Consider the following 23801-nt stretch of genomic DNA (forward strand, 5'->3'; position numbering starts at 1 on the left):
TGGCGTGCCCTCCTGACGTGGTCCAGGCTCGGGGGACGCCTGGAGCAGACCGGGCGAACCCGGCCGACCGGCGGGTCGTCGCTGCTGCAACCCGTCAGGCGAGCACCGTGAACCGCTTCTCCGCGACTCGCAATCGCTTCAGATCTTCCGAAGAGAATTCACTTCTCCGTCACGCCCTGGAGGTTTTCGCATGACCACCACCGCACCCCGTGCCCTCGACGCCCGCAGCGCCCTCGACGCCGACGGCGCTCGCGCCGCCACCCCGGCGGAGGTCGCCGCCGCCGTGGGGCGCGCCGCCGCGGCCGCACCGGCGTGGCGCGCCACCGCGCCGGCGGAGCGGGCCGCGCTCCTGCGCGCCGCCGCGCGCGGCGTGCGCGACGCGGCCGAGGAGCTCGGCGAGCTGCTCTGCGCGACCACGGGCCGGCTGCGGGGGGAGGCGGTGGCGTCCGCGGAGGTCGCCGCCGACCTGCTCGAGGAGGCCGCCGTCACCGGGCTGGGACGCGCCGGCCGGGTGCTCGCCGGGGACGGCGCCGCGCTGGACGTGGTGCGCCGCGAGCCCCGGGGCGTCGTCGCCGTGATCACCCCGTGGAACGACCCTTACCCCGCGGCGGCGGGCCTGCTCGCCGCCGCCCTCGTCACGGGCAACGTCGTGGTGCACAAGCCCTCCGAGCGCAGCGACGCCCCGGGGGTGCGGATGGCGCGGCTGGTCGCGGGCGCCTTGCCCGACGGCGTCCTGGAGGTGCTCAGCGGGGACGGCGCCGTCGGCGAGGCGCTGGTCGGTGACCCGCGCGTGGCCGCGGTCGCGCACGTGGGCTCGACGGCCGCGGGCCGGCGCATCGCCGCGGTCGCCGGCGCGCGCGGCGCGCACCTTCTGCTGGAGAACGGGGGCAAGGACCCGGTCGTCGTGGACGCGGGCGTCGACCCGGCGTGGGCGGCGCAGCAGATCGCGACGGGGGCGTTCACCAACGCCGGGCAGCTGTGCACGGCCGTCGAGCGGGTCTACGCCGTCCCGGAGGTCGCCGACGCCCTCGTCGAGGAGCTGGCACGGATCGCCCGGCGGCTCGTCGTCGGCGACCCGGCCGACCCCGCCACGGAGGTCGGGCCGCTGGTCGACGAGGCGCAGCTCGCGGTCGTCGTCCGGCACGTGGACGCGGCCGTGGCGGCGGGCGCGCGCGTGGTCGCCGGCGGCTCCCGCCCGGACCGCCCGGGCACCTGGTTCGCCCCGACGGTCCTCGACGGCTGCCCGGACGACGCCGAGCTCCTCACCGAGGAGACCTTCGGCCCGGTCGCGCCGGTGGTACGGGTGGCCGACTTCGACGACGCGCTGCGCCGCGCGTCCGAGTCGGCCTACGGCCTCTCGGCGACCGTCCTCACCCCGCGGCTCGACCACGCGCTGCGGGCCGCGGACGTCCTGGACGTCGGCACGGTCAAGGTCAACGCGGTGTTCGGGGGCGCGCCCGGCGGCTCCGCGGACCCGCGGCGCGGCTCGGGCCGCGGCGCCGGGTTCGGCCCGGAGCTGCTCGACGAGCTCACGGTCCGCAAGGCCGTGCACCTCGAGGGCCTGCCGGGCCTCGCGGGCTGACGGCGGATCAGCCGCGGGCGAGCGCCGCCTCGAGCCCGTTGCGGACCGCCGGCCACTCGGCCGCCACGATCGAGTAGACGACCGTGTCGCGCAGCGAGCCGTCGGGCATGATCTGGTGGCTGCGCAGCACGCCGTCCTGGCGCGCGCCGAGCCGTTCGATCGCGGCCCGCGAGGCGCGGTTGTGCCAGTGGGTGCGCAGCTCGACGGCGATCGCGTCGAGGGTGTCGAAGGCGTGCCCGAGGAGGAGCCGCTTGGCCTCGGTGTTCACGCCGGTGCGGCGCACGCCCGCCCGCAGCCACGTGTAGCCGACCTCGGCCCGGCGGTTCGGGTCGTCGAGGTGGCAGAAGGTGGTCATCCCGGCGATCTCGCCCGTGGCGCGCGAGACGACGGTGAAGGGGTTCATCCGTCCCGCGTCCCGCTCCTCCGTGCGCCGGTCGATCTCCGCGGCCATGCCCTCGGGGGAGGGTGCGCTGGTGAACCACAGGCGCGACACGTCGCCGTCGCGGGTGGCGGCGACCAGCCCGTCGTGGTGGTCACGGTGCAGGGGGACGAGCTCGACGAGCCGGCCGGTCAGGGTCACGGGGGTCGCGAACCTCGGGGGCGTCGGGTCTGCCGGGAAGGCGGCCGCGGGGGTCATGGCGGTCACGATACCCAGGCGCGTCGCCGCAGGTCAGCCGGGCGGCGCGACGTGCGTCACCTCGACCGGTGTCACCGCGAGCGTGACGCCGACCGGGCGCCCGACGGCGTCGGACAGCGCCCGGCCCAGCGCGTCTGCCGGGGGCGGCGTCCCCGGCCCGACGAGGTCGACCTCGACCGTGCCCGCGTCGACGGCCACGTCCACCACCTGCAGCGCGGCGTCGGGCCCGAGCCAGTCCTCGACGGCCTGCTCGGCGGCGCGCTGCTCGCCGGAGAGCGCGAGCTGGCCCTGCGTCGTCAGGAGCAGGGGCAGGAAGACGACGAGGGCCAGCGCGACGAAGGGTGCCAGCGTCGTCGCGACCCGGCGCAGCTGCGCGGGGGAGGGGTCCGGGCGCGTGAAGCCGCCGAGCACGAAGACGAGCGACGCAGCGAGCACGATCGCCACGAAGTTGGTGAGGAACAGCAGGAACGCGCCCCAGGCGTCGTCGGTGCGGCCGCCCTGCACGGCGATCCCGACGACCGCGAGCGGCGGCACCAGGGCGACGGCGATCGCGACGCCGCCGAGCCCGGAGGCGACGCGGCGGTCCAGGGTCGCGTAGGCGCCGGCCGCGCCCGCCGCGAGCGCGATGAGCAGGTCCAGGAGGGTCGGGTCGGTGCGGCTGGTGATCTGGTCGTTCGTGTCGAACGCCACGACGGCAGGGGCCCAGGCGGCGATCGCCGCGGCCAGCGCCACGGCGGCGGCCACGCCGGCGACGATCATCGCCGTCGAGGCCACGGCCCGGCGCACCCACCCGTTCACGAGCGCCGCCGCGAGGCCGAGGATCGGCACCATGAGCGGCGCGACGAGCATCGCGCCGATGACGACCGCGGTCGAGTCCTGCAGCACGGCGAAGGTCGCGATGCACACGCTCAGGACGAGCATGACCCACCAGCCGACGATCTTCGCGGTCCGGTCCGGCGGCTCGGTGTACAGGGCGTCGACGAGCTCGACGCGACGCGCGGGACCCAGCTCGACGTCCCGCACCCAGGCCCACAGCAGCTCGCCGAGGGTGGGGGACGCGGCGCTCCCGCCGGGGTCCCCGGGCGCACCCGCGACCGCGGGATGGCGCAGCCCGTAGGCGAGGACGAGGACGCCGACGAGGACGGTCGCCGTCGCCGCGGCGAGCACGAGACCCTCGGAGACGAGGCCCGGGTCGATCGTCGCCGCGGCGCCGAGCGCGAGCGAGACGGTGCCGCTCAGGAGCCGCGGGGCGCGCCCGTCCCGGTCGGCGAGGGCGGCGACGACGCCCACGAGACCGTGGGCGGCGAGGTAGACGCCGAGCCCGAGCACGAGGAAGGTGACGGCCTCGCGGGCGCTGACGACGAGGTAGGCGGCCGCGGCGAGCGAGGCCACGCCGCGCGCGGCGAGGAGCACCCGGCGCAGCGCGCGGTGCGCGAGGCGGTGCCCGACGCGGCGACGCAGGGCCGACCACAGGTCCACGGCCCCGGAGGCCGCCACCACCGTCCCGACCAGCACGGCGACGACGGGCAGGCTGATCCGGGGCATCAGCACGACGCAGGAGCCGACGGCGACCAGCGCCGCGCCCTTGACCGTGGTCGCGGTGAGGCGACCCTCGAGCGCTGCCGGCTGCTGCACGTCGCGAACCTATCGCGGGACGTCGGCGGGTGCCGCGGTGTGGGCGGCGACGCCTACCCTGGGAGGGCTATGACATCGCTCTTCGAGAACCTCCCGCTGCCCGGCCTGGACGACCTCGCCCGGCTGCCCGCGATCCAGTCCGGCAGGTCGACCGAGGGCGTCCCGGACGCCGAGGTGCCCGGCTGGGCGCAGGACGACGACGCACCGCGCCGCGGGCCGTTCGACCATCTCGATCCCGCGGCGCTCGTGGAGGGGCTCAACCCGCAGCAGCGCGAGGCCGTCGAGCACGGCGGCGGCCCGCTGCTCATCGTGGCGGGCGCGGGCTCGGGCAAGACCCGGGTGCTGACGCACCGCATCGGGTACCTGCTCGCGACCCGCCGGTCCCGGGTCGGGGAGATCCTGGCGATCACGTTCACGAACAAGGCGGCGGCGGAGATGCGCGAGCGCGTCCAGGCGCTCGTGGGGCCGGCCGCCCGGAACATGTGGGTCTCGACCTTCCACTCCGCGTGCGTGCGGATCCTGCGCCGCGAGGCCAAGACCCTGGGCCTGCGCTCGAGCTTCTCGATCTACGACGCGGCGGACTCTCAGCGGCTGATCACGATGGTCTGCCGCGAGCTCGACCTCGACGTGAAGAAGTACCCCGCTCGCTCGCTGTCGAACAAGATCTCCGACCTGAAGAACGAGCTGGTCGGGCCCCAGGCGTACGCGCGCGAGTCCGGGGCGTCCTCGGACGCGGCGCCGAACGCCTACGACCAGGTGCTCTCGGACGTCTACACGCGCTACCAGCAGCGGCTCGGCCAGGCGCACGCGCTCGACTTCGACGACATCATCATGACGACGGTGCGCCTGCTGCAGGAGTTCCCCGCGGTCGCGGAGCACTATCGCCGCAGGTTCCGCCACATCCTGGTCGACGAGTACCAGGACACCAACCACGCGCAGTACGTCCTGGTCCGCGAGCTCACGGGCACGGCGGACGAGCCGGTGCCGCCGGCGGAGCTGACCGTCGTCGGCGACGCGGACCAGTCGATCTACGCGTTCCGCGGCGCCACGATCCGCAACATCCTGGAGTTCGAGCAGGACTACCCCGACGCCCGCACGATCCTCCTCGAGCAGAACTACCGCTCGACGCAGACGATCCTCACGGCCGCGAACGCCGTCATCTCCCGCAACGCCGACCGCAAGCCCAAGCGCCTGTGGACGGACTCGGGGGCCGGGACGCAGATCGTCGGCTACGTCGCCGACAACGAGCACGAGGAGGCGCGGTTCGTCGCCCAGGAGATCGACCGCCTCGGCGACGCCGAGGGCGTCCGCCCGGGCGACGTCGCGGTGTTCTACCGCACGAACGCCCAGTCGCGGGCGCTGGAGGAGGTGCTGATCCGCGTCGGACTGCCGTACAAGGTGGTCGGCGGCACGCGCTTCTACGAGCGTCGCGAGGTCAAGGACGCGGTCGCCTACCTGCGCGCGATCGCGAACCCGGACGACGACGTCAACGTGCGTCGGGTGCTCAACGTCCCCAAGCGCGGCCTCGGGGACCGGGCGGAGGCCGTCGTGGCCGCGTTCGCCGACCGCGAGCGCATCTCCTTCGGCGCGGCCGTCGAGCGGTGCGACGAGATCGGCGGGATCACCGCGCGCACGCTCAACCCGCTGCGCGCGTTCCGGGACCTGGTGCGGGGGCTCGGGGAGCTCGCGGCGTCGGGCGCCGCACCGGCGGAGATCCTCGGCGAGGTCCTGGACCGGACGGGATACCTGGCCGAGCTCCGCGCGAGCGACGACCCGCAGGACGCGTCGCGCGTGGAGAACCTCGCCGAGCTGCACGCCGTCGCCGCGGAGTTCACCGAGCTGGAGCCCGAGGCGGACCTGGCGGACTTCCTGGAGCGGGTCTCCCTCGTCGCGGACGCCGACCAGATCCCGTCGTCCGACGACGCGGGCGACGACGGGCAGGACGGCCCGCCGCGCGTCGAGCCCGGCGTGGTCACCCTGATGACCCTGCACACCGCCAAGGGCCTGGAGTTCCCGGTCGTCTTCCTCACCGGCATGGAGGACGGCACGTTCCCGCACATGCGCTCCCTGCACGACGACGCCGAGCTGTCCGAGGAGCGGCGGCTCGCCTACGTCGGGATCACCCGGGCGCGCGAGCGCCTGTACATCTCGCGCTCGGCGGTGCGCTCCGCGTGGGGGACGCCGAACGAGTTCCCGCCGAGCCGGTTCCTCGACGAGATCCCCGAGGAGCTGTGGGACTGGCGCCGCCGCGAGTCGAGCATGTCGGCGCTGCGCGGGCCCGGCGGGTTCGCCGGGTCCGGCGGCTGGCGCTCGGGCACCGGGTCCGGCGCCCGGGCCGCGGGCGGCGGGGGATCGTCGTCGGGCGGGTACTCCCGGCGCGAGATCGACCAGGTGGCGCGCCAGCGGGCCGCTGCTGCGGGTCGCGGGGGATCGCCCTCGTTCGGCTCGGCGGCACCGCGGGCGGACGGCGCCATCCCGTCGCTGGCGGTCGGTGACCGAGTCACGCACGACGCCTACGGGCTCGGGACGGTCGTCGGCGTCGAGGGCGCCGGGCAGAACGCCGTGGCGAAGATCGACTTCGGGGTCGACGGCACCAAGCGTCTCCTGCTGCGCTTCTCGCCGGTCACCAAGCTCTGACGGGCCCGGCACCTCGACCGACCGGGCGACCCGCTATGCGGCGAGGCCGCCCGTCCGGTCGAGCGCGGCGCGCACGGTCTCGACGTCGGCCCCCGGGGCCATGGCACCGGTCAGGGCGGCGTGCGCCGAGCCCTGCGTGTCCCGCAGCGCGGCGAGCACGAGGTGGCGGGTCTCGATCGTCCGCTCGTGGCGCCGCACGGCCTCGCGCAGCGCGAGCTCGAGCATCTTCTTGGCGTCCTTCTCGAACGGGACGTGCCCGCCGCGCGCGCCGCGCGAGGTCCCCGCCGGGCGGTCGAGCGCCCCGGGCCCGAACAGCGCGTCCGCCTCGCGGCGCACGGCGTCCAGGTCGATCCCCACGGACGCGAGGGCCTGCGCGTCGAGCGCGCCGGACGAGGCCGGCCCGGCGTCCGGGCCGGGCGACGGGTCGCCGGGCGCCGTGGCGAGGCGGTCGGTGTCGACCCCGGCGGCGCGCAGGGCGGCCGCGGTGGCAGGGTCGGTGCGCAGCGCCGCGGCGAGCAGCCCCGCGGCGTCGATCCGGGGCCGGCCGGCTGCGCGGGCATCGGTCTGGGCGGCGACGACGGCGGTGCGGGCCTCGCGGCTGAATCGTTCGAACATCAGGGCTCCTCGGTGGTCCGGGCGTACTTCTTGTGGACCGCCTGGCGGCTGACGCCGAGGACCGTGGCGAGGTCCTGCCACGACCAGCCGAGCGCCCGGGCGCGGCGGACCTGGAGCAGCTCCAGGCGGTCGGCGAGCTCGTGCAGGGAGCGCACGGCGCGCAGGCCGACCGCGGGGTCGGCGCTCGTGGCGTCGTGGACCGGGGGCGGGGTGTCGTCGTGCGGTGCGGTCATGGGTGTCAAACTACGTTGACATCCGCTCAGTGTCAACTCCGATTGACATCCTGTCGTCCGCCCCGCCTGCTCCCGTCCCGCCTACTCCCGCGTCGCCGGGGCCTCGTCGACGCCCGGCAGGTCGGGCAGGACCCCGTCGCGGCGGGCGTCCAGCCACAGCTTGACCAGGAGGCCGAGGACCGCGCCGAGGATCGCCGTGACCGTCACCGCGGGCCCCGACCCGATCGTCAGGAGCACCGCGAGCAGCACCGAGGTCAGCGGCATGCCGAGGGTCGCCGCGGCGCCCGCGGCGATCCCGCAGGCCGCGAGCCCCGGGACGGTCGCGCCGGGGACGAGCGCAGCACCGGCCACGCCCGCCGCCATGCCGAGGAACACGGCGGGGAAGATCGCCCCGCCGCGGAACCCGCCGCCCATGCTCAGGGCGTACGCGAGGGCCTTCGCCACGGCGATCACGACGATCGAGCCGGCACCCACGCCCGTGAGCCCCGCGAGGGTGGTCTGGCCGGAGAACAGGACCATGTCCACGTCGGCGCCGGTGATCGCGCGGGAGACGAGCGCGAGCACGCCGACCCCGACGCCCGCCAGCACGATGGTCGGCAGCGGGGAGCGGTCCGCCACCCGGCGCAGGCGCTCGCCGGTCCGCGTCCCGAGGACCACGAGCCCCGCCGCCGCGACCGCGACGACGACGCCCGTGAGGAGGTCCGCGACGCTGACGCTCGGGTAGGGCCCGAGGTCGCCCGCCGTGAGGTTCGGCACGCTGACCCCGGGCCAGTCCGCCACGCCGACGTGCACGAGGTAGCCCGCGCCGAGCGCGGACAGGACGGGCACCAGCTGGACCAGGGGGCGCCGGGGTCTGGCCCCGGGCCCGGGCCGGAGGATCGAGGCCTCGAGCACCAGGAGTCCCGTGACCAGTGGGTTGCCCATGACCACGCCGAGGGCTGCGGCGGCGCCGGAGATCACGAGGATCCGGGCGCGCTCGCCGCCCGCCGGGCGCAGCAACCAGAAGCCGACGCTCGTCCCGATCGCGAGCAGGGGTGCTTCGGGGCCGACGACGGCGCCGCAGACGAGGGTCGCGAACGCGGCGAGCAGCGTGGACGCCAGCATGCGCGGGGTGATGTCGAACGCCAGGCCGTCCAGCGGGTGGTGACCGCCGTGCCCGGGCAGCGTCTTCGCGCCCCAGACGGCGACGGCGCCGACCGCCAGGACCGCGAGCACCCACCACCACGGCGCGTCGTCGGCGCCGAACGCCTCCGGGGCGGCGTCCCAGACGAGGTGCTCGGCGCCGTGCAGGAGCGAGGAGTAGACCGTCGCGCCCAGCGCGGCCAGGACGCCGACGAGCAGCGCGTACAGCAGCAGGACGGTGTCCTCCCGGCTCAGCGGGGCGCGCACGGTCCCGGTCGGTCCGGCGGGCCTGCTCGGTCCGGCGGGCTTGGTCGGTCCGGCGGGCTTGGTCGGTTCGGCGCTCACGCGCACGAGTGAACCACAGCGCCCGCCGGACGCCCGGCGGGCGGCAGGCGCCCCGAGGAGAGGGTCGGTCGCGCGGAGGTCTACCCTGGTACCAACTTGTCTCGACATCGAGATATGTCGGGCTGCCGTGAGAAGACGGCGTATGCCAGTCAACCGGAAGGACGCAGCGGGGTGGACCTGTTCGAATACCAGGCGCGCGACATCTTCGAGAAGCACGGCGTGCCCGTGCTGGGAGGCGTGGTCGCGACCACGCCGGAGGAGGCCCGCGCAGGCGCAGAGGAGCTCGGCGGCGGCACCGTCGTCGTCAAGGCCCAGGTGAAGACCGGCGGGCGCGGCAAGGCGGGCGGCGTCAAGCTCGCCCGTTCGCCGGAGGAGGCCGCCGCGAAGGCGGAGGAGATCCTCGGCATGGACATCAAGGGGCACACGGTGCACCGCGTGATGATCGCGGCCGGTGCCCGGATCGCCGAGGAGTACTACTTCTCGGTGCTCCTCGACCGGGCCAACCGGTCCTACCTCGCGATGTGCTCCGTCGAGGGCGGCATGGAGATCGAGCAGCTCGCCGTCGAGCGCCCCGAGGCGCTCGCCAAGGTCGAGGTCGACCCCCTGGTGGGCATCGACGCCGCCAAGGCCGACGAGATCGTCACGGCCGCCGGGTTCGCCGACGACGTCCGGGGCGACGTCGCCGCCGCGATCCAGAAGCTGTGGACCGTCTACCTCGAGGAGGACGCGACGCTGGTCGAGGTCAACCCCCTCGTGCGCACCGAGGACGGTGCGATCGTCGCCCTCGACGGCAAGGTGACCCTCGACGAGAACGCCGGGTTCCGCCACGCGGAGCACGACGCGCTCGAGGACAAGGCCGCGGCCGACCCGCTGGAGGCGAAGGCCAAGGAGAACGACCTCAACTACGTCAAGCTCGACGGCGAGGTCGGGATCATCGGCAACGGGGCCGGGCTCGTCATGAGCACCCTCGACGTCGTCGCCTACGCGGGCGAGCAGCACGGCGGGGTCAAGCCCGCGAACTTCCTGGACATCGGCGGCGGCGCGTCCGCCTCCGTCATGGCGGCGGGGCTCGACGTCATCCTCAACGACCCGCAGGTCAAGTCCGTCTTCGTCAACGTGTTCGGCGGGATCACCGCGTGCGACGCCGTCGCGAACGGCATCGTGCAGGCCCTCGAGATCCTCGGCGCGGAGGCGAACAAGCCGCTCGTCGTGCGCCTGGACGGCAACAACGTCGTCGAGGGACGCCGCATCCTGACCGAGGCGGACCACCCGCTGGTCACGCTCGCCGTGACCATGGACGGTGGCGCGGACGCCGCAGCGCAGGCTGCCGCCGCAGCCGCCTGAGCCCCGCCGACACCGAGAGAGAACTGACACAGACATGGCAATCTTCATCAACGAGGACTCCAAGGTCATCGTCCAGGGCATGACCGGATCCGAGGGCCAGAAGCACACGACGCGCATGCTCGCGTCGGGCACCGCCGTCGTCGGCGGCGTCAACCCGCGCAAGGCCGGCACCTCGGTGACCTTCCCGCAGGGCGAGGGCACCGTGGACGTCCCGGTCTTCGGCTCCGTCGCCGACGCGATGGCCACCACGGGTGCGAACGTCTCCGTGATCTTCGTCCCGCCGGCCTTCACCCGCGCCGCCGTGGTCGAGGCGATCGAGGCCGGCATGCCGCTGGTCGTCATCATCACCGAGGGCGTCCCGGTCAAGGACTCGGCCGAGTTCTACACGCTCGCCGAGCGCAAGGGCGTGCGGCTGGTCGGCCCGAACTGCCCGGGCATCATCAGCCCCGGGAAGTCGAACGTCGGCATCATCCCGGCCGACATCACCGGCCCGGGCAAGGTCGGTCTCGTGTCGAAGTCGGGCACGCTGACCTACCAGATGATGTACGAGCTCAAGGACTTCGGCTTCTCCACGGCCGTGGGCATCGGCGGCGACCCGGTCATCGGCACGACGCACATCGACGCCCTCGCGGCGTTCGAGGCGGACCCCGACACCGAGGCGATCGTCATGATCGGCGAGATCGGCGGCGACGCCGAGGAGCGTGCGGCGGCCTACATCAAGGAGCACGTGACCAAGCCGGTCGTCGGCTACGTCGCCGGCTTCACGGCGCCCGAGGGCAAGACGATGGGCCACGCCGGCGCCATCGTCTCCGGTTCCTCGGGCACCGCCCAGGCGAAGAAGGAGGCGCTCGAGGCCGCCGGGGTCAAGGTCGGCAAGACGCCGTCCGAGACCGCCGCGCTCATGCGCGAGATCCTCTCCTGACCCCGGAGGCCGGACGGCTCGCCCGCCCGGTCTCCCGCACGACGGCGCCCGTCCCCGACCTGGGGACGGGCGCCGTCGTCGTCCGCAGGGCGGCTCCTCGGGCGGCTCCCCGGTGCGCCGGGTCCGGGGCGCGCCGGACCGCCTGGTCCGGCGCCCGGCCGCCGTGGGGCAGCATGATCGGGTGACCACCCCGCCGTCCACGCGCACGCCGTCCACGCGCACGCCGTCCACGCGCACGCCGTCCACGAGAGCACCGCGGCGCACCCTCGACGACCGCCCGGCACCGGTACCGCGCGGCGGGCTGCGGCTGCGGCAGGCGCTCTCCGGCGTGCTCGCCGCGCTCCAGGCGCTCGTCCTGACGTACGCGCTCGTCGTCCTGCCCGCCGTCGTCGCCGTGCTCGGCTCCGCCGACGCGACCGACGACGGGTGGGGGAGCGCCGTCTCCGTCGCCGGCGGCCTGTGGGTCCTCGGGCACGGCGCCCCGTGGCAGGTCTCCGGCGCCACGATCACGCTCGTCCCGCTCGGCCTGACCGCGCTCTTCCTCGTCGCCGGGTACGCGTCGGCCCGCCGCGCGGCGCACGCGTCGCTCGCGGCGTGGGGCGCCGGTGCGGCCACCTACGCGGGGGCGGTCGCCGGGGTGGGGGCCGCCGCGGGCGCGGTGTCCGGCACCGGGGTGCTCCTCGCCGCCGTCGGGGGCGGCCTGCTCGGCGCGGTCGCGGTGGGGGGCGGCCTGCTCGCACGCCCCGGGGCGCCGACGCTCGACGACCTCCCGCGCGCCCGGCGGCTCGTCCCGCCGGCCGTACGGCTCGGGGCGCGCACCGCCGTCGTCGGGCTCGCCCTGGCGCTCGCGCTCGCAGCGGTGACGGTCGCCTTCTGGGCGGTGGTCGGACGCTCGACGTCCGCGGACGTGGTCGAGGCGCTCTCGCCCGGGACGCTGGGCGGCCTCGTGCTGGGCGTGGGCCAGCTGCTCGTCGTGCCGGACCTCGTGCTGTGGGGCCTCGCCTGGCTCGCGGGCCCGGGGTTCAGCGTCGGGGCAGGGTCGACGTTCGCCCCCGGGGCGCGCGAGCTCGGGCCGCTGCCGTCCGTGCCGCTGCTCGGCGGCCTGCCCGGTGCGCCGAGCGGGACCCACGCGGACCTCTGGGCCCCGGCCCTCGTCGTGCTGTGCGGCATCGTCGCGGGCTGGTACGCGTGGCGCGGGGTGCGGCGCGACGCGTACCGCGAGGGCTCGTGGCGGGACGCGCTCGTGCTCCTGGCGACCACCGTCGTCGTCGTCCTCGCCGTGGCGTGGGTCCTGCTGACCCTCGCGAGCGGGGCCGTCGGTCCGGGCGCGATGCAGGTGACGGGGGCGCGTGCGCCGGTCGCCGCGCCCGTGGTCGCCGCGGAGATCGGGGCAGGCGTGCTGGTGGTCCTCGGGGCAGGGTGGCTGCGGGCGCTCGTGGCGCAGCGGCGCGACCCAGGGCTTCCTCTCGACGAGCGCTGAAGGGCGGCGGCTCAGCCGTCCGCGGGGACCGGGCGGGGCAGGAGGCGCGTGACCTGCTCCTCGATCCCGGACTCGCGGCCCGAGGCGCACGCGTCGTGCGCCTGGACGGTGACCGCCGCGGCGGTGCAGTCCTGGTAGGCGACCTGGACGTCCCACACCGCGAACGTCGTCAGCGTCTGGAGCGTGACGAGCGCGGTCAGCACGAGGCCGACGACGACGGCGGGCACCAGCGCCCGCGTCCCCGCGCGCGTCCCCGCCCCACGCGCCCGGCGTGCCCGGCCGAGCGCCCGGAACCCGGCGACGAACGCCCACGCGAGCGCCGCGAGCCCCAGCACCGCCCACGGCAGCGGCAGCGCGGTGGTGACCACCGCGACCAGCATCGCCAGCCCGAACCTGATCACCGACCGGGACGCGGCGCGTGCCGCGGCGCCGTCGCCGGAGGGGGTGCTCATCGGGGCTCGGGATCCTCTCGGTCGTCCGGCCAGGGGTGTGGGACTCTGGTGCCGCCTCATTGTCCACGAACCTGGAGCGCGCGCGTGCAGACGCCCACCGGCCACCCCGTCGACGTCGTCGGCTGCCCGACGGGCGGCCCGACCGGTCCCGCAGGCGGCGCGGCCCGCGTCGTCGTCCTCGTCTCCGGCGCAGGGAGCAACCTCGCGGCGCTGCTCGCCGCGCACGACGCCCCCGGCTACGGCGCCCGCGTCGTCGGCGTCGTGACGGACCGTGCGGACGCGGGCGCGCTCGACCTCGCCCGGGGCGCCGGCGTCGCGAGCGTCATCGTCGCCCCGCGGGACTTCGCGGACCGGGACGCCTGGAACGCCGGCGTGGCGGAGGCGATCGCGGTCTTCCGGCCCGACCTGGTCGTCCTCGCCGGCTTCATGCGGATCCTCTCGCCGACGGTGGTGGACCGGTGGGCCGGGCGCATCGTCAACACCCACCCGGCGCTCCTGCCCTCGTTCCCGGGGGCGCACGGCGTCCGCGACGCGCTCGCGCACGGGGTGCGGGTCACGGGCTGCACCGTGCACGTCGTGGACACCGGCGTCGACACCGGCCCGATCCTCGCGCAGGCGGCGGTCGCCGTGGAGGACGGCGACGACGAGACCGCGCTGCACGAGCGGATCAAGGTCGCCGAGCGCTCGCTGCTCGTCGAGACGGTGGGCCGCGTCGCCCGGGAGGGCCTGACGGTCGACGGCGCACGCGCGAGGATCGGGCGGCCCTGAGGCCTACCGCTAGACTGGCGGCGGCCGTGACTGGCGAAGGTGGGATCGACCACCGGGGAGCGGCCGGTAGTCCCTGTGATGCGCGCCGCCCGCCTGGGCGCCTGGGCAAGCAACGAGTCGGTGCCCCGACCCGGGAGCCGACCCCCGCCGTCCGACAGGAGCCTCATGTCCGCCGCCCCCACCGCCGGTCCGTCCGCCGTCCCGGAAGCCGCCGACCCTGCCGGCGGCGCCCGGCGTCCCGTCCGCCGCGCCCTGCTGTCCGTCTACGACAAGACGGGCCTGGTCGAGCTCGCCACGGCGCTGCACGCGGCCGGCGTCGAGCTCGTCTCCACCGGCTCGACCGCGGCCCGGGTCGCCGAGGCCGGCGTCCCCGTCACGCGCGTCGAGGAGCTCACCGGCTTCCCCGAGTGCCTCGAGGGCCGCGTCAAGACGCTGCACCCGCGCGTGCACGCCGGGATCCTCGCCGACACCCGCAAGCCCGACCACCTCGCCCAGCTCGCCGACCTCGGCATCGAGGCCTTCGAGCTCGTCGTGGTCAACCTCTACCCGTTCGCCGCCACGGTGGCCTCGGGCGCGGGGCCGGACGAGGTCGTCGAGCAGATCGACATCGGCGGCCCCTCGATGGTGCGGGCCGCCGCGAAGAACCACCCGAGCGTCGCGGTCGTCGTCGACCCCGCCCGGTACGACGACGTCGCCGCCGCGGTCCGCGAGGGCGGCTTCACCCTCGCCCGCCGCAAGCGCCTGGCCGCCGCGGCGTTCGCGCACACCGCGCAGTACGACGTCGCGGTGTCCGCGTGGTTCGCGAGCGCGTACGCGCCGGACGAGGACGCCGTCGTCTCCGGGATGCCCGACGTCACGGGCGCGGCCTACGAGCGGGCCGACGTGCTGCGCTACGGCGAGAACCCGCACCAGCGGGCGGCGCTCTACCGGCGCACCGACGGTGCGACGGGCCTCGCCCAGGCGACCCAGCTGCACGGCAAGGCGATGAGCTACAACAACTACGTCGACGCGGACGCCGCGTGGCGCGCGGCCTACGACCACGCCGGCACCGCGGTCGCGATCATCAAGCACGCGAACCCGTGCGGCATCGCGGTCGGGGACGACGTGGCCGACGCGCACGCCAAGGCCCACGCGTGCGACCCCGTCTCCGCCTACGGCGGGGTCATCGCGACGAACGCGCCGGTGACGGCCGCCGCGGCCCGCCAGATCGCGGACGTCTTCACCGAGGTGGTCGTGGCGCCGGAGTTCGAGCCCGAGGCGCTCGAGGTGCTGACGCAGAAGAAGAACATCCGCCTGCTCGTCGTCGAGGGCGGGCCGACGGCGGCCGTGGAGACGCGCCCGGTCAGCGGCGGCCTGCTCGTCCAGGAGGCCGACCGGATCGACGCGGACGGCGACGACCCGGGCGCGTGGACGCTCGCCACCGGCGACGCCGCGGACGCCGGGACCCTCGCCGACCTCGTGTTCGCCTGGCGCGCGGTGCGCGCGGCGAAGTCCAACGCGATCCTGCTCGCCTCGGGCGGCGCCGCGGTCGGCGTCGGCATGGGGCAGGTCAACCGGGTCGACTCGTGCCGGCTGGCCGTGGAGCGCGCCAACACCCTCGCGGGCGACGCGGAGCGCGCCCGGGGCGCCGTGGCGGCGTCGGACGCCTTCTTCCCGTTCGCGGACGGGCTGCAGGTGCTGCTCGACGCCGGGGTGCGCGCCGTCGTCCAGCCGGGCGGCTCGGTGCGCGACGCCGAGGTGATCGAGGCGGCGAAGGCTGCCGGCGTGACGCTCTACCTCACCGGGACGCGGCACTTCGCCCACTGACGGATCCCGCCGAGACGTCGAAATTGGCCCCTGGTCTCGACGAACCAGGGGCCAATTTCGACGTCTCGGCGGAGGGTCAGGCGACGACGTCGCGCCAGCGCCACGCCGGGTCGCACGCCCGTGCGAGGTCGACGTCGAGCGGGACCGGGCGGTCCATCAGCCGGCGGACCCCGCCGACCTCCCGCGGGCCGTCCACCAGCAGGACGGCGCGCAGCCGCGCCGTCCTGCCGTCCCCGTCCCGTGCCGGGGACGCCCCGGCGGTCGGCGGCTCGACGTAGAGCGCCGCCCAGGCGCCCTCGTCCTCCGGCCTGCCGCGCAGGTGGACCTCGCACCGCTCGTCGGGCAGGCCGAGGAGCGCGAGGTCGTGGCCGAGCTGGCGGGAGAAGACGTACGGCGCGCGCGGCGCCGGCGCCTCGAGCCCGAGCATCGCCCGGGCGGTGGCGTCCGGGTCGTGCAGCGCCGCGGACCAGTGCCCGCCCGGGACCTCGCCGAGCACCGGGTGGCGACGCGTCGCGCAGTCGCCGACCGCCCACACGCGCGGTCCCGCGCGCCCGGTGCCGTCGACGACGACACCGCCCCGGGCATCGAGGGCCACGCCTGCCGTGCTGCCGCCGGCCGTGCCGAGCAGGTGCGTGGCGGGCCGCGCGCCCACCGCGGCGAGGACGACGTCGGCGTCGAGCCGCTCGCCGCCCGCGAGCACGCACCCTCGGTCGTCGACGCCGGCGACGGCCGCGTCCGTGCGCAGCGTGACGCCCGCCCGTGCGTACCAGGGAGCGAGGTGGCGGCCGACGGCCGGTCCGAGCTGGCGGGCGAGGGGCGCGGGCCCCGCCTCGAGCACGGTGACGTCGACCCCGGCGCCCGCCGCGACACCGGCCACCTCCGCCCCGACCCAGCCGGCTCCGACGACGACGAGGCGCGCGCCGGGCCTCAGCGCGGCCCGCAGGCGGTCGGCGTCGGCGGCGGTGTGCAGCGTCAGCGCAGAGCCCCAGCCCGCCGGGCGCACGGGCCGGGCGCCCGTGGCCAGCACGAGGGCGTCGGCGCGGAGGTGGGCCCCCGAGCGGGTGGTGACGGCGACGTCGTCGTCACCGACGCGGACGTCGGTCGCCGGGTCGTCGAGGCGGGCGTCGGCGAGCGCCGCGACGTCGACGCCGATCTCGTCCGACACCCAGGCGGGCGAGCCGCGGGTGAGCAGCTCCTTGGACAGCGGCGGCCGGTCGTACGGGGGGACGCCCTCGTCACCGAGGACGGTCAGGGGCCCGTCGAAGCCGTGGGCGCGCAGCGCGGCGGCCGTCCGGGCGGCGGCGAGACCGGCGCCGACGACGACCACGGACCGGGGTGCGGGGGGTTCGGGCGGACGCATGGCGTCACGCTATCCGGCGGTACCCTCGACCGGTGAGCACAGCAGCGGGCGCCCCCGACGACGGGCCTGCCGAGGGGCCCGTGACGGCTCGTGCCGCGGGGACGCCCGAGCCGTCGGCGCAGCCCGCGCCCCCCGTCCGCGTGGTGCGCACCAGCGCCCCGGCGATGTGGTCCGTGATCGCGGGCGTGGCCCTCGCGACGCTCCTGGCGGTGCTCCTGGACGTGACCGTCGGCGTCATGACGCTCGCCGCGACGCTGGTCGCCGCGGGCCTGGCACGCGCCGTCCTGCCGGAGCCCGGGCCGGAGGGGATCACGGTACGCACGCGCACGGTCGACGTCGTCCTGCACCTGTCCGCCGCCGCCGTGCTCGTCTTCCTCGCGATCATCGCGCCCGACGCCTGAGCCGCTCCCGCCCGGCGCCTGGGCGCCTCGCGCCCGGGGGCGGGCACGACGGAGCCCGGTGCGCCGAGGTGCACCGGGCTCCGTGGACGTGCGGTCGGGGATCAGGCCTTCGGGGCGTCGCCCTCGGCAGGCGTGTCGCCCTCCGGGGCCACGTCCGTCACCGGCGTCTCCTGGCCGACGGCGGGCTCGACGGGTGCGGCGGCCGGGGTCGGCTCGACCGGTGCGGTCGGCTCGACCGGTGCGGCAGCGGCGGGCGCGGCAGCGGCGGCCGGGGCGACGGACCGGGCAGCGCCGGCCGGGGCCTCGACGGTCTCGCCGCCGGGCAGGACGTAGGCGTCCTCACCGAGCAGGTCGTCCTGGACGGGGGACTTCCAGGTGAAGACGCGGTAGAACAGCGCGGCGATCGCGCCACCCAGCAGCGGGGCGACCCAGAAGAGCCACAGCTGGGACACGGCCCAGTCGCCGGCGAAGACCGCGGCCGCCGTCGAGCGCGCGGGGTTGAGCGACGCGTTCGTGAACGGCGCGGCGATGAGGATCCCGGCGAACAGGGTCAGGCCGATCGCCACCGGCGCCAGGCGCGAGTTCACGCGCTTGTCGGTGACGGCGAGGATGATGCCGACGAAGACGGCGGTCACGACGACCTCGATGAGCAGCGCGGCGACCAGCTCGAAGGAGAAGGCCCCGTTGGTCGAGGCGGCGAGCGGCGAGTGCTCGCCGTAGCCGTTCGCGACGCCGCCCATGAGGGCGCTCTTCGACGCCTCCTTGATGAGCTGGCTCTGCTGCAGCACGGGGAGCGCGGCGGCCGGGATCGTCGCGTAGAGCACGAGCGTGGCCAGCACGCCGCCGATCACCTGCGCGATCCAGTACAGCGGGACGTTGATCCAGGACGTGCGGCCGGCGATGGCGGCACCGAGGGTCACGGCCGGGTTGAAGTGGCCGCCCGAGACGTGGCCGACGGCGGCGATGCTCGCGAGCACCGCGATGCCGCCGGCGAGCGCGACGCCGAGCACGCCGGGGCCGAGGCCGCCGACGGAGTACAGCGCCACGCCGCAGATCGCGAGGACGAGGAAGAAGGTGCCGAAGAGCTCGGCGCCGGTGCGGGCCAGGAGCGAGTGCTCCTTGACCTCGACGGCGTCCTCGACCCCGACCGGGGCGGGGGTCGCAGAGGCTGTGACGGGTGCGGGTGTCGCGGGCGACGAGGGCGCCGCGAATTCCTGAGCCATGAGGTTCCTGTCTGAGTCGTCTGTGGGCAGCCGCGGCGTACGCCGTCGGGGCCGCACGGGCAGCGGCTGCGTTCCCTTCAGGCGCATACTGCCATCTCTTCACCCGGGATCCTCGGACATTCCGGGGAATTCCCACGGAGTTCACAGGTACGCGGAAAGTATCTTGACGTCGAGAAATCGCGTATCGTGGTCGGGAACCCACCGCCGACCCCCCGAGGGAGCAGCACGCGCATGGCCAAGATCAAGGTTGCCGGACCGGTCGTCGAGCTCGACGGCGACGAGATGACGCGCATCATCTGGCAGTTCATCAAGGACCGCCTCATCCACCCGTACCTCGACGTGGACCTGCGCTACTACGACCTCTCGATCCAGAACCGCGACGCGACGGACGACCAGGTGACCGTCGACGCGGCGAACGCGATCAAGGAGCACCACGTCGGCGTCAAGTGCGCCACGATCACGCCCGACGAGGCCCGCGTCGAGGAGTTCGGCCTGAAGAAGATGTGGGTCTCGCCCAACGGGACGATCCGCAACATCCTCGGCGGCGTCGTCTTCCGCGAGCCGATCATCATCTCGAACATCCCGCGCCTGGTCCCGGGCTGGAACAAGCCGATCATCATCGGGCGCCACGCCCACGGCGACCAGTACAAGTCGACCAACTTCAAGGTCCCCGGCGCCGGCAAGGTCACGATGACCTTCGAGCCGGCCGACGGCTCGGAGCCCCAGCGGTTCGAGGTCGTGACGATGCCCGAGGAGGGCGGCGTCGCGATGGGGATGTACAACTTCAACGAGTCCATCAAGGACTTCGCGCGCGCCTCGTTCGCCTACGGCCTGCAGCGCAGCTACCCGGTCTACCTCTCGACGAAGAACACGATCCTCAAGGCCTACGACGGCCAGTTCAAGGACCTGTTCCAGGAGGTGTTCGACGCCGAGTTCGCGGACAAGTTCGCCGCGGCCGGGCTCACCTACGAGCACCGCCTCATCGACGACATGGTCGCCTCGGCCATGAAGTGGGAGGGCGGCTACGTCTGGGCCTGCAAGAACTACGACGGCGACGTCCAGTCCGACACCGTCGCGCAGGGCTTCGGCTCGCTCGGCCTCATGACGTCGGTCCTCATGACCCCGGACGGCCAGACCGTCGAGGCGGAGGCCGCGCACGGCACCGTGACGCGCCACTACCGTCAGCACCAGCAGGGCAAGCCGACGTCGACCAACCCGATCGCCTCGATCTTCGCCTGGACCCGGGGCCTGATGCACCGCGGCAAGATCGACGCCACCCCCGAGGTCGTCGAGTTCGCGCAGACGCTCGAGGACGTCGTCGTCACGACGGTCGAGTCCGGCAAGATGACCAAGGACCTCGCGCTCCTCGTCGGCCCCGAGCAGGCCTGGCTGACGACGGAGGAGTTCCTCGCGGCGCTCGACGAGAACCTCGCGGCGCGCCTCGGGGCCTGATCCCCGCCGGGACCGGCACCCGCCGCGCCCGCCCGGCGCACGACCGCGCGAAACCCGACGACGCCGACCGTCCCCCTGGGGGCGGCCGGCGTCGTCGTGCGCGGGGACGAAAATCCGGCGCGCCCGCGCGCCGCCCGCACCTACGATCGGCCCATCATGACCGAGGCGACCACCACCGACGACCACGGGCCGAGCGGCTCCCCCGCGGGGCAGAGCGACCCCGCGCGGCCCGACGCGCCCGCCCGCCCCGGCGACCCGGCCCGCCGGCTCGGGGCCGGTCGGCTGCGCGGCCCGGTCGCCCTCGCGGCGCTCCTCGCGCTGGCCGTCGGGACGGTCGGGTCCGCCCTCGGGACGGTCGTCGCGGGACGCCTGGCCGACGTCGCGACCGCGGCGGGCGTCGTGACGCTCGCCGCGTGCGTGGTGGGGGCCGCGGTGCTCGACTCCGTCGGCCAGGTCGCCTGGGCCGGCGTCGTCGACCGCGCCGAGGGGCGCCTGCGCGAGGACCTGCTCAGCGCGGCGCTGCACCAGCCGCTGGCCACCCTCGGCGAGCAGGCGGTCGGCGAGGTCCTCGACCGGGTGGACGACGACACCCACGCCGTGGGGTCGCTCGTGCGCCGCCAGGCCTGGGGCGCGGGCCGCTCGGTCGTGGGCAGCGTGCCGCTGTGGGTCGTCGCCGGGCTGACGTGGTGGCCCGCCTGGTTCCTGTTCCCCGCTCTCGGGGCGGTGACGTACGTCGTCGTGCGCCCGCTGCTCGGCGAGGTGGCGCGCCGCAAGGTCGTCGAGGAGCGCGCCTGGACGGACAACGCGGCGGCCCTCGAGGAGGCGGTCGCCGCGCGCGACGACCTGCGCACGAGCCTCGGGCAGGCGTTCGCGGTCCGCCGCTTCGCGGAGTCCGCCGCCGTCGTGCACCGGACGCTGGCCCGCGTGCTGCAGGTGGAGACGCGCATGACGTGGCGCGCGGGGACGCTCCTGCACGCGCTGCTGGCGGGCGTCGCTGTCGCCGGGACGGCGCTCGCGGTCGCGGACGAGCTCTCCGTCGCGAGGCTGGTGACGCTCTTCCTGGTCACCGCCACGTTCGTCGGCCAGATCGACACCCTCGCCCGCCACCTGCCGGACCTGCAGGAGGGCATCGGCGCGATGATCCGCATCCGCCAGCTCCTCGAGGCCGAGCCGGAGCCGGCGGGCGGGCGGTCGCTGCCGCCCGGCGCGCTCGAGCTGGAGGTCCGCGACCTGCGCTTCGCGTACGACGACGGCGGGTTCGCCCTGCAGGACGTCTCCCTCGTGGTCCCCGCGGGGCAGACGGTGGCGCTCGTGGGGCGCACCGGCTCGGGCAAGTCGACCCTCGCGTCGCTCGTGTCCCGGGCCGTGGAGCCGGCGCCCGGCTCGGTGCTGCTCGGCGGCCGCGACGTGCTCGACCTCGACCTGCAGGCCCTGCGTTCCGCCGTGGGCGTGGTCACGCAGCGCACCGAGATCGTCGCCGGGACCCTCGCGCAGAACGTCGCGCTCTTCGCGGACGTCCCGCGCGCCGCGATCGAGGGCGCCGTGCGCGACCTCGGCCTGCAGGACTGGGTCGCCGGGCTGCCGGGCGGCCTCGACACGCCGCTCGGGCCGGGCGGGACGACGCTGTCGGCGGGGGAGGAGCAGCTCGTCGCCTTCGCGCGGCTGCTCGTGCGCGACGTGCAGGTCGTCGTGCTCGACGAGGCGACGGCCCGCATGGACCCGCTCACGGAGGCCCGTGTCGTGCGCGCGTCGGAGCGCCTGCTGGGCGGTCGCACCGGGATCCTCGTCGCGCACCGGCTCGGCACGGTCGCCCGGGCGGACCTCGTGGTGGTGCTCGACCACGGTCGGGTCGTGCAGCAGGGCCCGCGCGCGCTGGTCGCCCAGGACGGCCCGTTCCGCGCCCTGCTCGAGGCGAGCCGGGTCGACGTCGACCCCGCGGACCTCCGGGACGGCGGGCCGGCGGTCGCGTCGGCGCGCGGCCCGGCCGGCGACGTGCCCGGCGACGCGGGGAGCCCGGCGGACGCGGTGGCCGCGCAGCGGCGCACCGGCCCGGCGCCCGAGCAGCGCGACCCCGGCCACGGGCCGAGCCTGGCGCGCGGCGTCGCGCACGCGCTCGCCGTGCGCCCGCTGTGGGGCGCGCTGGGCGGCGTGCTCTTCCTCGCCTCGAGCGTGGTCGCCGCCCAGGGCGCGGTCACCGGGTTCCTGTGGGGGCGGTCGGTCACCTCGCTGCAGGACGGCGGGGCACCGGTCGTGCTGGTCGGGGTGCTGGCGGCCCTGCTGCTGCTCGTGCCCGTGTGCCACGCGTGGGCGTTCCGCATCTACCCGCGGTGGTGGATCGAGCTGCTGCTGCGCGTGCGCCTGTCCGTGCTGCGGGGGCAGACGGACCAGCACCGGCTGCGGCGCACCCCGCCGGGCGAGGTCGTCGCCCGCGCGCTCGACGCCGACCGGTTCGTGCAGTACGCCGACCGCTGGGTGGACCTGCTCAACGGCCTCGCTCTCGTGGTCCTCACGGCGGCGCTCAGCGGGTCATGGCTCGCCGGGGGCGTGCTGCTGGCCGTGCTCGCGGTCACCGCCGCGTGCGCGGTCGTCGGGCGCCCGTACGCCGGGCGGTCCGCGGCGCGGTCCTCAGCGGCCCGCGCCCGGTTCGGCCGCTCCCTCGTCTCGGTGCTCGACGGCGCGCGCACGGTCAAGCTCGCGGGCCGCACGGCCGACGCGCACGCCCACCTGCGCGAGGTCGACGCGGGCCGGGTCGGCGCGGCCGTCGTCGAGCACCGCGTGCAGGCGGTGCTCGACGGGATCCCGACGATCATGGTGCAGGCCGGCGTCGTCGCGGCGTGGGCCGCGCTGCTGGCCGGCGTGTGGGACCTCGCCACGACGCTGCTCGTGACGGGCGCCGTGAGCGGGTTCGCCTGGTTCGGGGTCGTGGCGGGCGCGGCCGTCACCGAGGCGCCGGGGACGCGGGCCTGGCAGCGCGCGACCAGCGCGTTCGCCGGCGGCACGGACCTCGTGGACCTGCCGGAGGGCGTCGACCTGGTCCGCGGCACCGCTCCCGCCCCGCGGCCGCAGGCGCAGGAGCGCCTCGAGCGCCTCGACCTGCGCGGCGTCTCGGCCGTGCACACGGACGGCACCGTCGGCGTCTGCGGCGTCGACCTGACGGTGCGGCGCGGCGAGCTCGTGCTGCTGCTCGGCCGCGTCGGTTCCGGGAAGTCCAGCCTGCTCGGGGCGCTCGCGGGGCTGGTGGACCACACGGGCACCCTGGCGTGGAACGGCGCCGTCGTGCACGACACCCAGGCGACCCTGCGACCCGGGCGCGTCGCGCACGTGGCGCAGGTCCCGCGGGTGCTGTCCGGGACGTTCGAGGACAACGTGCGCCTCGACCACCCGCGCGAGGTCGGGGGCCCGGTCGCCGCCGCCCGCATGGGCCAGGACGTCGCGGACGCCGGGGGACCCGACGCGCTGGTGGGCCACCGCGGCGTGCGCCTCTCGGGCGGCCAGGTCCAGCGGCTCGCGCTCGCGCGGGCGCTCGCGACGGACGCCGAGCTGGTCGTGGCCGACGACGTCTCGAGCGCCCTCGACGCGGCGACCGAGGTCGAGCTGTGGGAGTCGCTGCGCGCGCAGGGCGCCACGGTGGTGGGCGCGACGTCCAAGGGTGCGGCGCTCGCCCGGGCGGACCGCGTCGTCGTCCTCGAGGACGGTGCGGTCGTCGCGAGCGGGGAGTGGCGCGAGCTCGCGCCCCGGTGGGGTGCGCTCGCCGGCTGAGCGCACGCCGGCCGTCCGGCGCTGTGTC

At 75.9% G+C, this 23801-nt stretch carries 18 protein-coding genes and 1 riboswitch; of the genes, 10 read left to right on the top strand and 8 right to left on the bottom strand.

The genetic code is table 11. The annotated features are described in order from the left end of the window. The first annotated feature begins 190 nt into the window (after nucleotides 1-190). The gene (locus EDF32_RS01035; RefSeq protein WP_123306687.1) at nucleotides 191-1582 is read left to right on the top strand and encodes an aldehyde dehydrogenase; all 1392 of its coding nucleotides are present in this window, start codon (nucleotides 191-193) and stop codon (nucleotides 1580-1582) included. 7 nt (nucleotides 1583-1589) lie between these two features. On the opposite strand, the gene EDF32_RS01040 is transcribed toward EDF32_RS01035, so the two are convergent. Next, the gene (locus tag EDF32_RS01040) at nucleotides 1590-2219 is read right to left on the bottom strand and encodes a GNAT family N-acetyltransferase (RefSeq protein WP_123306688.1); all 630 of its coding nucleotides are present in this window, start codon (nucleotides 2217-2219) and stop codon (nucleotides 1590-1592) included. Nucleotides 2220-2252: 33 nt separating this feature from the next. Next, nucleotides 2253-3854, bottom strand: coding sequence for a DUF389 domain-containing protein (locus tag EDF32_RS01045; protein WP_123306689.1), 1602 nt, complete (start codon nucleotides 3852-3854; stop codon nucleotides 2253-2255). Nucleotides 3855-3923: 69 nt separating this feature from the next. On the opposite strand from EDF32_RS01045, the gene pcrA reads away from it, so the two are divergent. Next, nucleotides 3924-6491 carry a DNA helicase PcrA gene (gene pcrA / locus EDF32_RS01050; RefSeq protein WP_123306690.1) on the top strand — a complete coding sequence of 856 codons (2568 nt, stop codon included), beginning with the start codon at nucleotides 3924-3926 and terminating at the stop codon, nucleotides 6489-6491. A gap of 33 nt (nucleotides 6492-6524) precedes the next feature. On the opposite strand, the gene EDF32_RS01055 is transcribed toward pcrA, so the two are convergent. From EDF32_RS01055 to EDF32_RS01065, 3 genes are all read right to left on the bottom strand, one after another. Continuing rightward, the gene (locus EDF32_RS01055; RefSeq protein ID WP_123306691.1) at nucleotides 6525-7106 is read right to left on the bottom strand and encodes a Clp protease N-terminal domain-containing protein; all 582 of its coding nucleotides are present in this window, start codon (nucleotides 7104-7106) and stop codon (nucleotides 6525-6527) included. Continuing rightward, entirely contained in the window at nucleotides 7106-7339 is a 234-nt protein-coding gene (locus EDF32_RS01060; RefSeq protein ID WP_123306692.1) for an RNA polymerase subunit sigma-70, read from the bottom strand. Before EDF32_RS01060 ends, EDF32_RS01055 begins: the two co-directional genes overlap by 1 nt. 81 nt (nucleotides 7340-7420) lie before the next feature. Then, a complete protein-coding gene (locus EDF32_RS01065) occupies nucleotides 7421-8806 on the bottom strand; it encodes a chloride channel protein (RefSeq protein WP_148061543.1) in 1386 nt (461 codons plus the stop codon). Between the two features lie 171 nt (nucleotides 8807-8977). On the opposite strand from EDF32_RS01065, the gene sucC reads away from it, so the two are divergent. The 3 genes from sucC (at nucleotide 8978) to EDF32_RS01080 (ending at nucleotide 12552) form a co-directional block, all read left to right on the top strand. After that, on the top strand, nucleotides 8978-10150 hold the full coding sequence (gene sucC / locus EDF32_RS01070; RefSeq protein ID WP_123306694.1) for an ADP-forming succinate--CoA ligase subunit beta: 1173 nt from the start codon (nucleotides 8978-8980) through the stop codon (nucleotides 10148-10150). Nucleotides 10151-10184: 34 nt separating this feature from the next. Continuing rightward, nucleotides 10185-11072, top strand: a complete 888-nt coding sequence (sucD, locus tag EDF32_RS01075) for a succinate--CoA ligase subunit alpha (RefSeq protein WP_123306695.1) — start codon at nucleotides 10185-10187, stop codon at nucleotides 11070-11072. A gap of 181 nt (nucleotides 11073-11253) precedes the next feature. After that, nucleotides 11254-12552: a DUF6350 family protein gene (locus tag EDF32_RS01080; protein WP_123306696.1), complete on the top strand. Its 1299-nt coding sequence runs from the start codon at nucleotides 11254-11256 to the stop codon at nucleotides 12550-12552. Between the two features lie 11 nt (nucleotides 12553-12563). On the opposite strand, the gene EDF32_RS01085 is transcribed toward EDF32_RS01080, so the two are convergent. Then, nucleotides 12564-13004, bottom strand: coding sequence for a hypothetical protein (locus EDF32_RS01085; RefSeq protein WP_123306697.1), 441 nt, complete (start codon nucleotides 13002-13004; stop codon nucleotides 12564-12566). A gap of 84 nt (nucleotides 13005-13088) precedes the next feature. On the opposite strand from EDF32_RS01085, the gene purN reads away from it, so the two are divergent. Then, the gene (gene purN / locus EDF32_RS01090; protein ID WP_123306698.1) at nucleotides 13089-13772 is read left to right on the top strand and encodes a phosphoribosylglycinamide formyltransferase; all 684 of its coding nucleotides are present in this window, start codon (nucleotides 13089-13091) and stop codon (nucleotides 13770-13772) included. A gap of 16 nt (nucleotides 13773-13788) precedes the next feature. Then, nucleotides 13789-13878, top strand: a riboswitch (ZMP/ZTP riboswitch). Nucleotides 13879-13937: 59 nt separating this feature from the next. Continuing rightward, entirely contained in the window at nucleotides 13938-15578 is a 1641-nt protein-coding gene (gene purH, locus EDF32_RS01095) for a bifunctional phosphoribosylaminoimidazolecarboxamide formyltransferase/IMP cyclohydrolase (protein WP_123306699.1), read from the top strand. 76 nt (nucleotides 15579-15654) lie between these two features. Here the strand turns inward: purH and EDF32_RS01100 are convergent, their stop codons facing one another. Next, complete coding sequence (locus tag EDF32_RS01100; RefSeq protein WP_123306700.1) at nucleotides 15655-16938, bottom strand: NAD(P)/FAD-dependent oxidoreductase; 1284 nt, start codon at nucleotides 16936-16938, stop codon at nucleotides 15655-15657. 32 nt (nucleotides 16939-16970) lie between these two features. On the opposite strand from EDF32_RS01100, the gene EDF32_RS01105 reads away from it, so the two are divergent. Next, entirely contained in the window at nucleotides 16971-17339 is a 369-nt protein-coding gene (locus EDF32_RS01105) for a DUF3017 domain-containing protein (protein ID WP_148061544.1), read from the top strand. A 101-nt stretch (nucleotides 17340-17440) separates the two neighbouring features. Here EDF32_RS01105 and EDF32_RS01110 read toward each other — a convergent pair whose 3' ends face one another. After that, nucleotides 17441-18562, bottom strand: a complete 1122-nt coding sequence (locus EDF32_RS01110; RefSeq protein WP_123306702.1) for an aquaporin — start codon at nucleotides 18560-18562, stop codon at nucleotides 17441-17443. Nucleotides 18563-18793: 231 nt separating this feature from the next. Here EDF32_RS01110 and EDF32_RS01115 point away from each other — a divergent pair, with 231 nt between their 5' ends. Both EDF32_RS01115 and EDF32_RS01120 read left to right on the top strand, forming a co-directional pair. After that, nucleotides 18794-20014, top strand: a complete 1221-nt coding sequence (locus EDF32_RS01115) for an NADP-dependent isocitrate dehydrogenase (protein WP_123306703.1) — start codon at nucleotides 18794-18796, stop codon at nucleotides 20012-20014. A 156-nt stretch (nucleotides 20015-20170) separates the two neighbouring features. Then, complete coding sequence (locus EDF32_RS01120; RefSeq protein WP_123306704.1) at nucleotides 20171-23773, top strand: ABC transporter ATP-binding protein; 3603 nt, start codon at nucleotides 20171-20173, stop codon at nucleotides 23771-23773. Nucleotides 23774-23801 lie beyond the last annotated feature (28 nt).

The sequence above is a fragment of the Cellulomonas sp. PhB143 genome, assembly GCF_003752595.1.
GTDB lineage: Bacteria > Actinomycetota > Actinomycetes > Actinomycetales > Cellulomonadaceae > Paraoerskovia.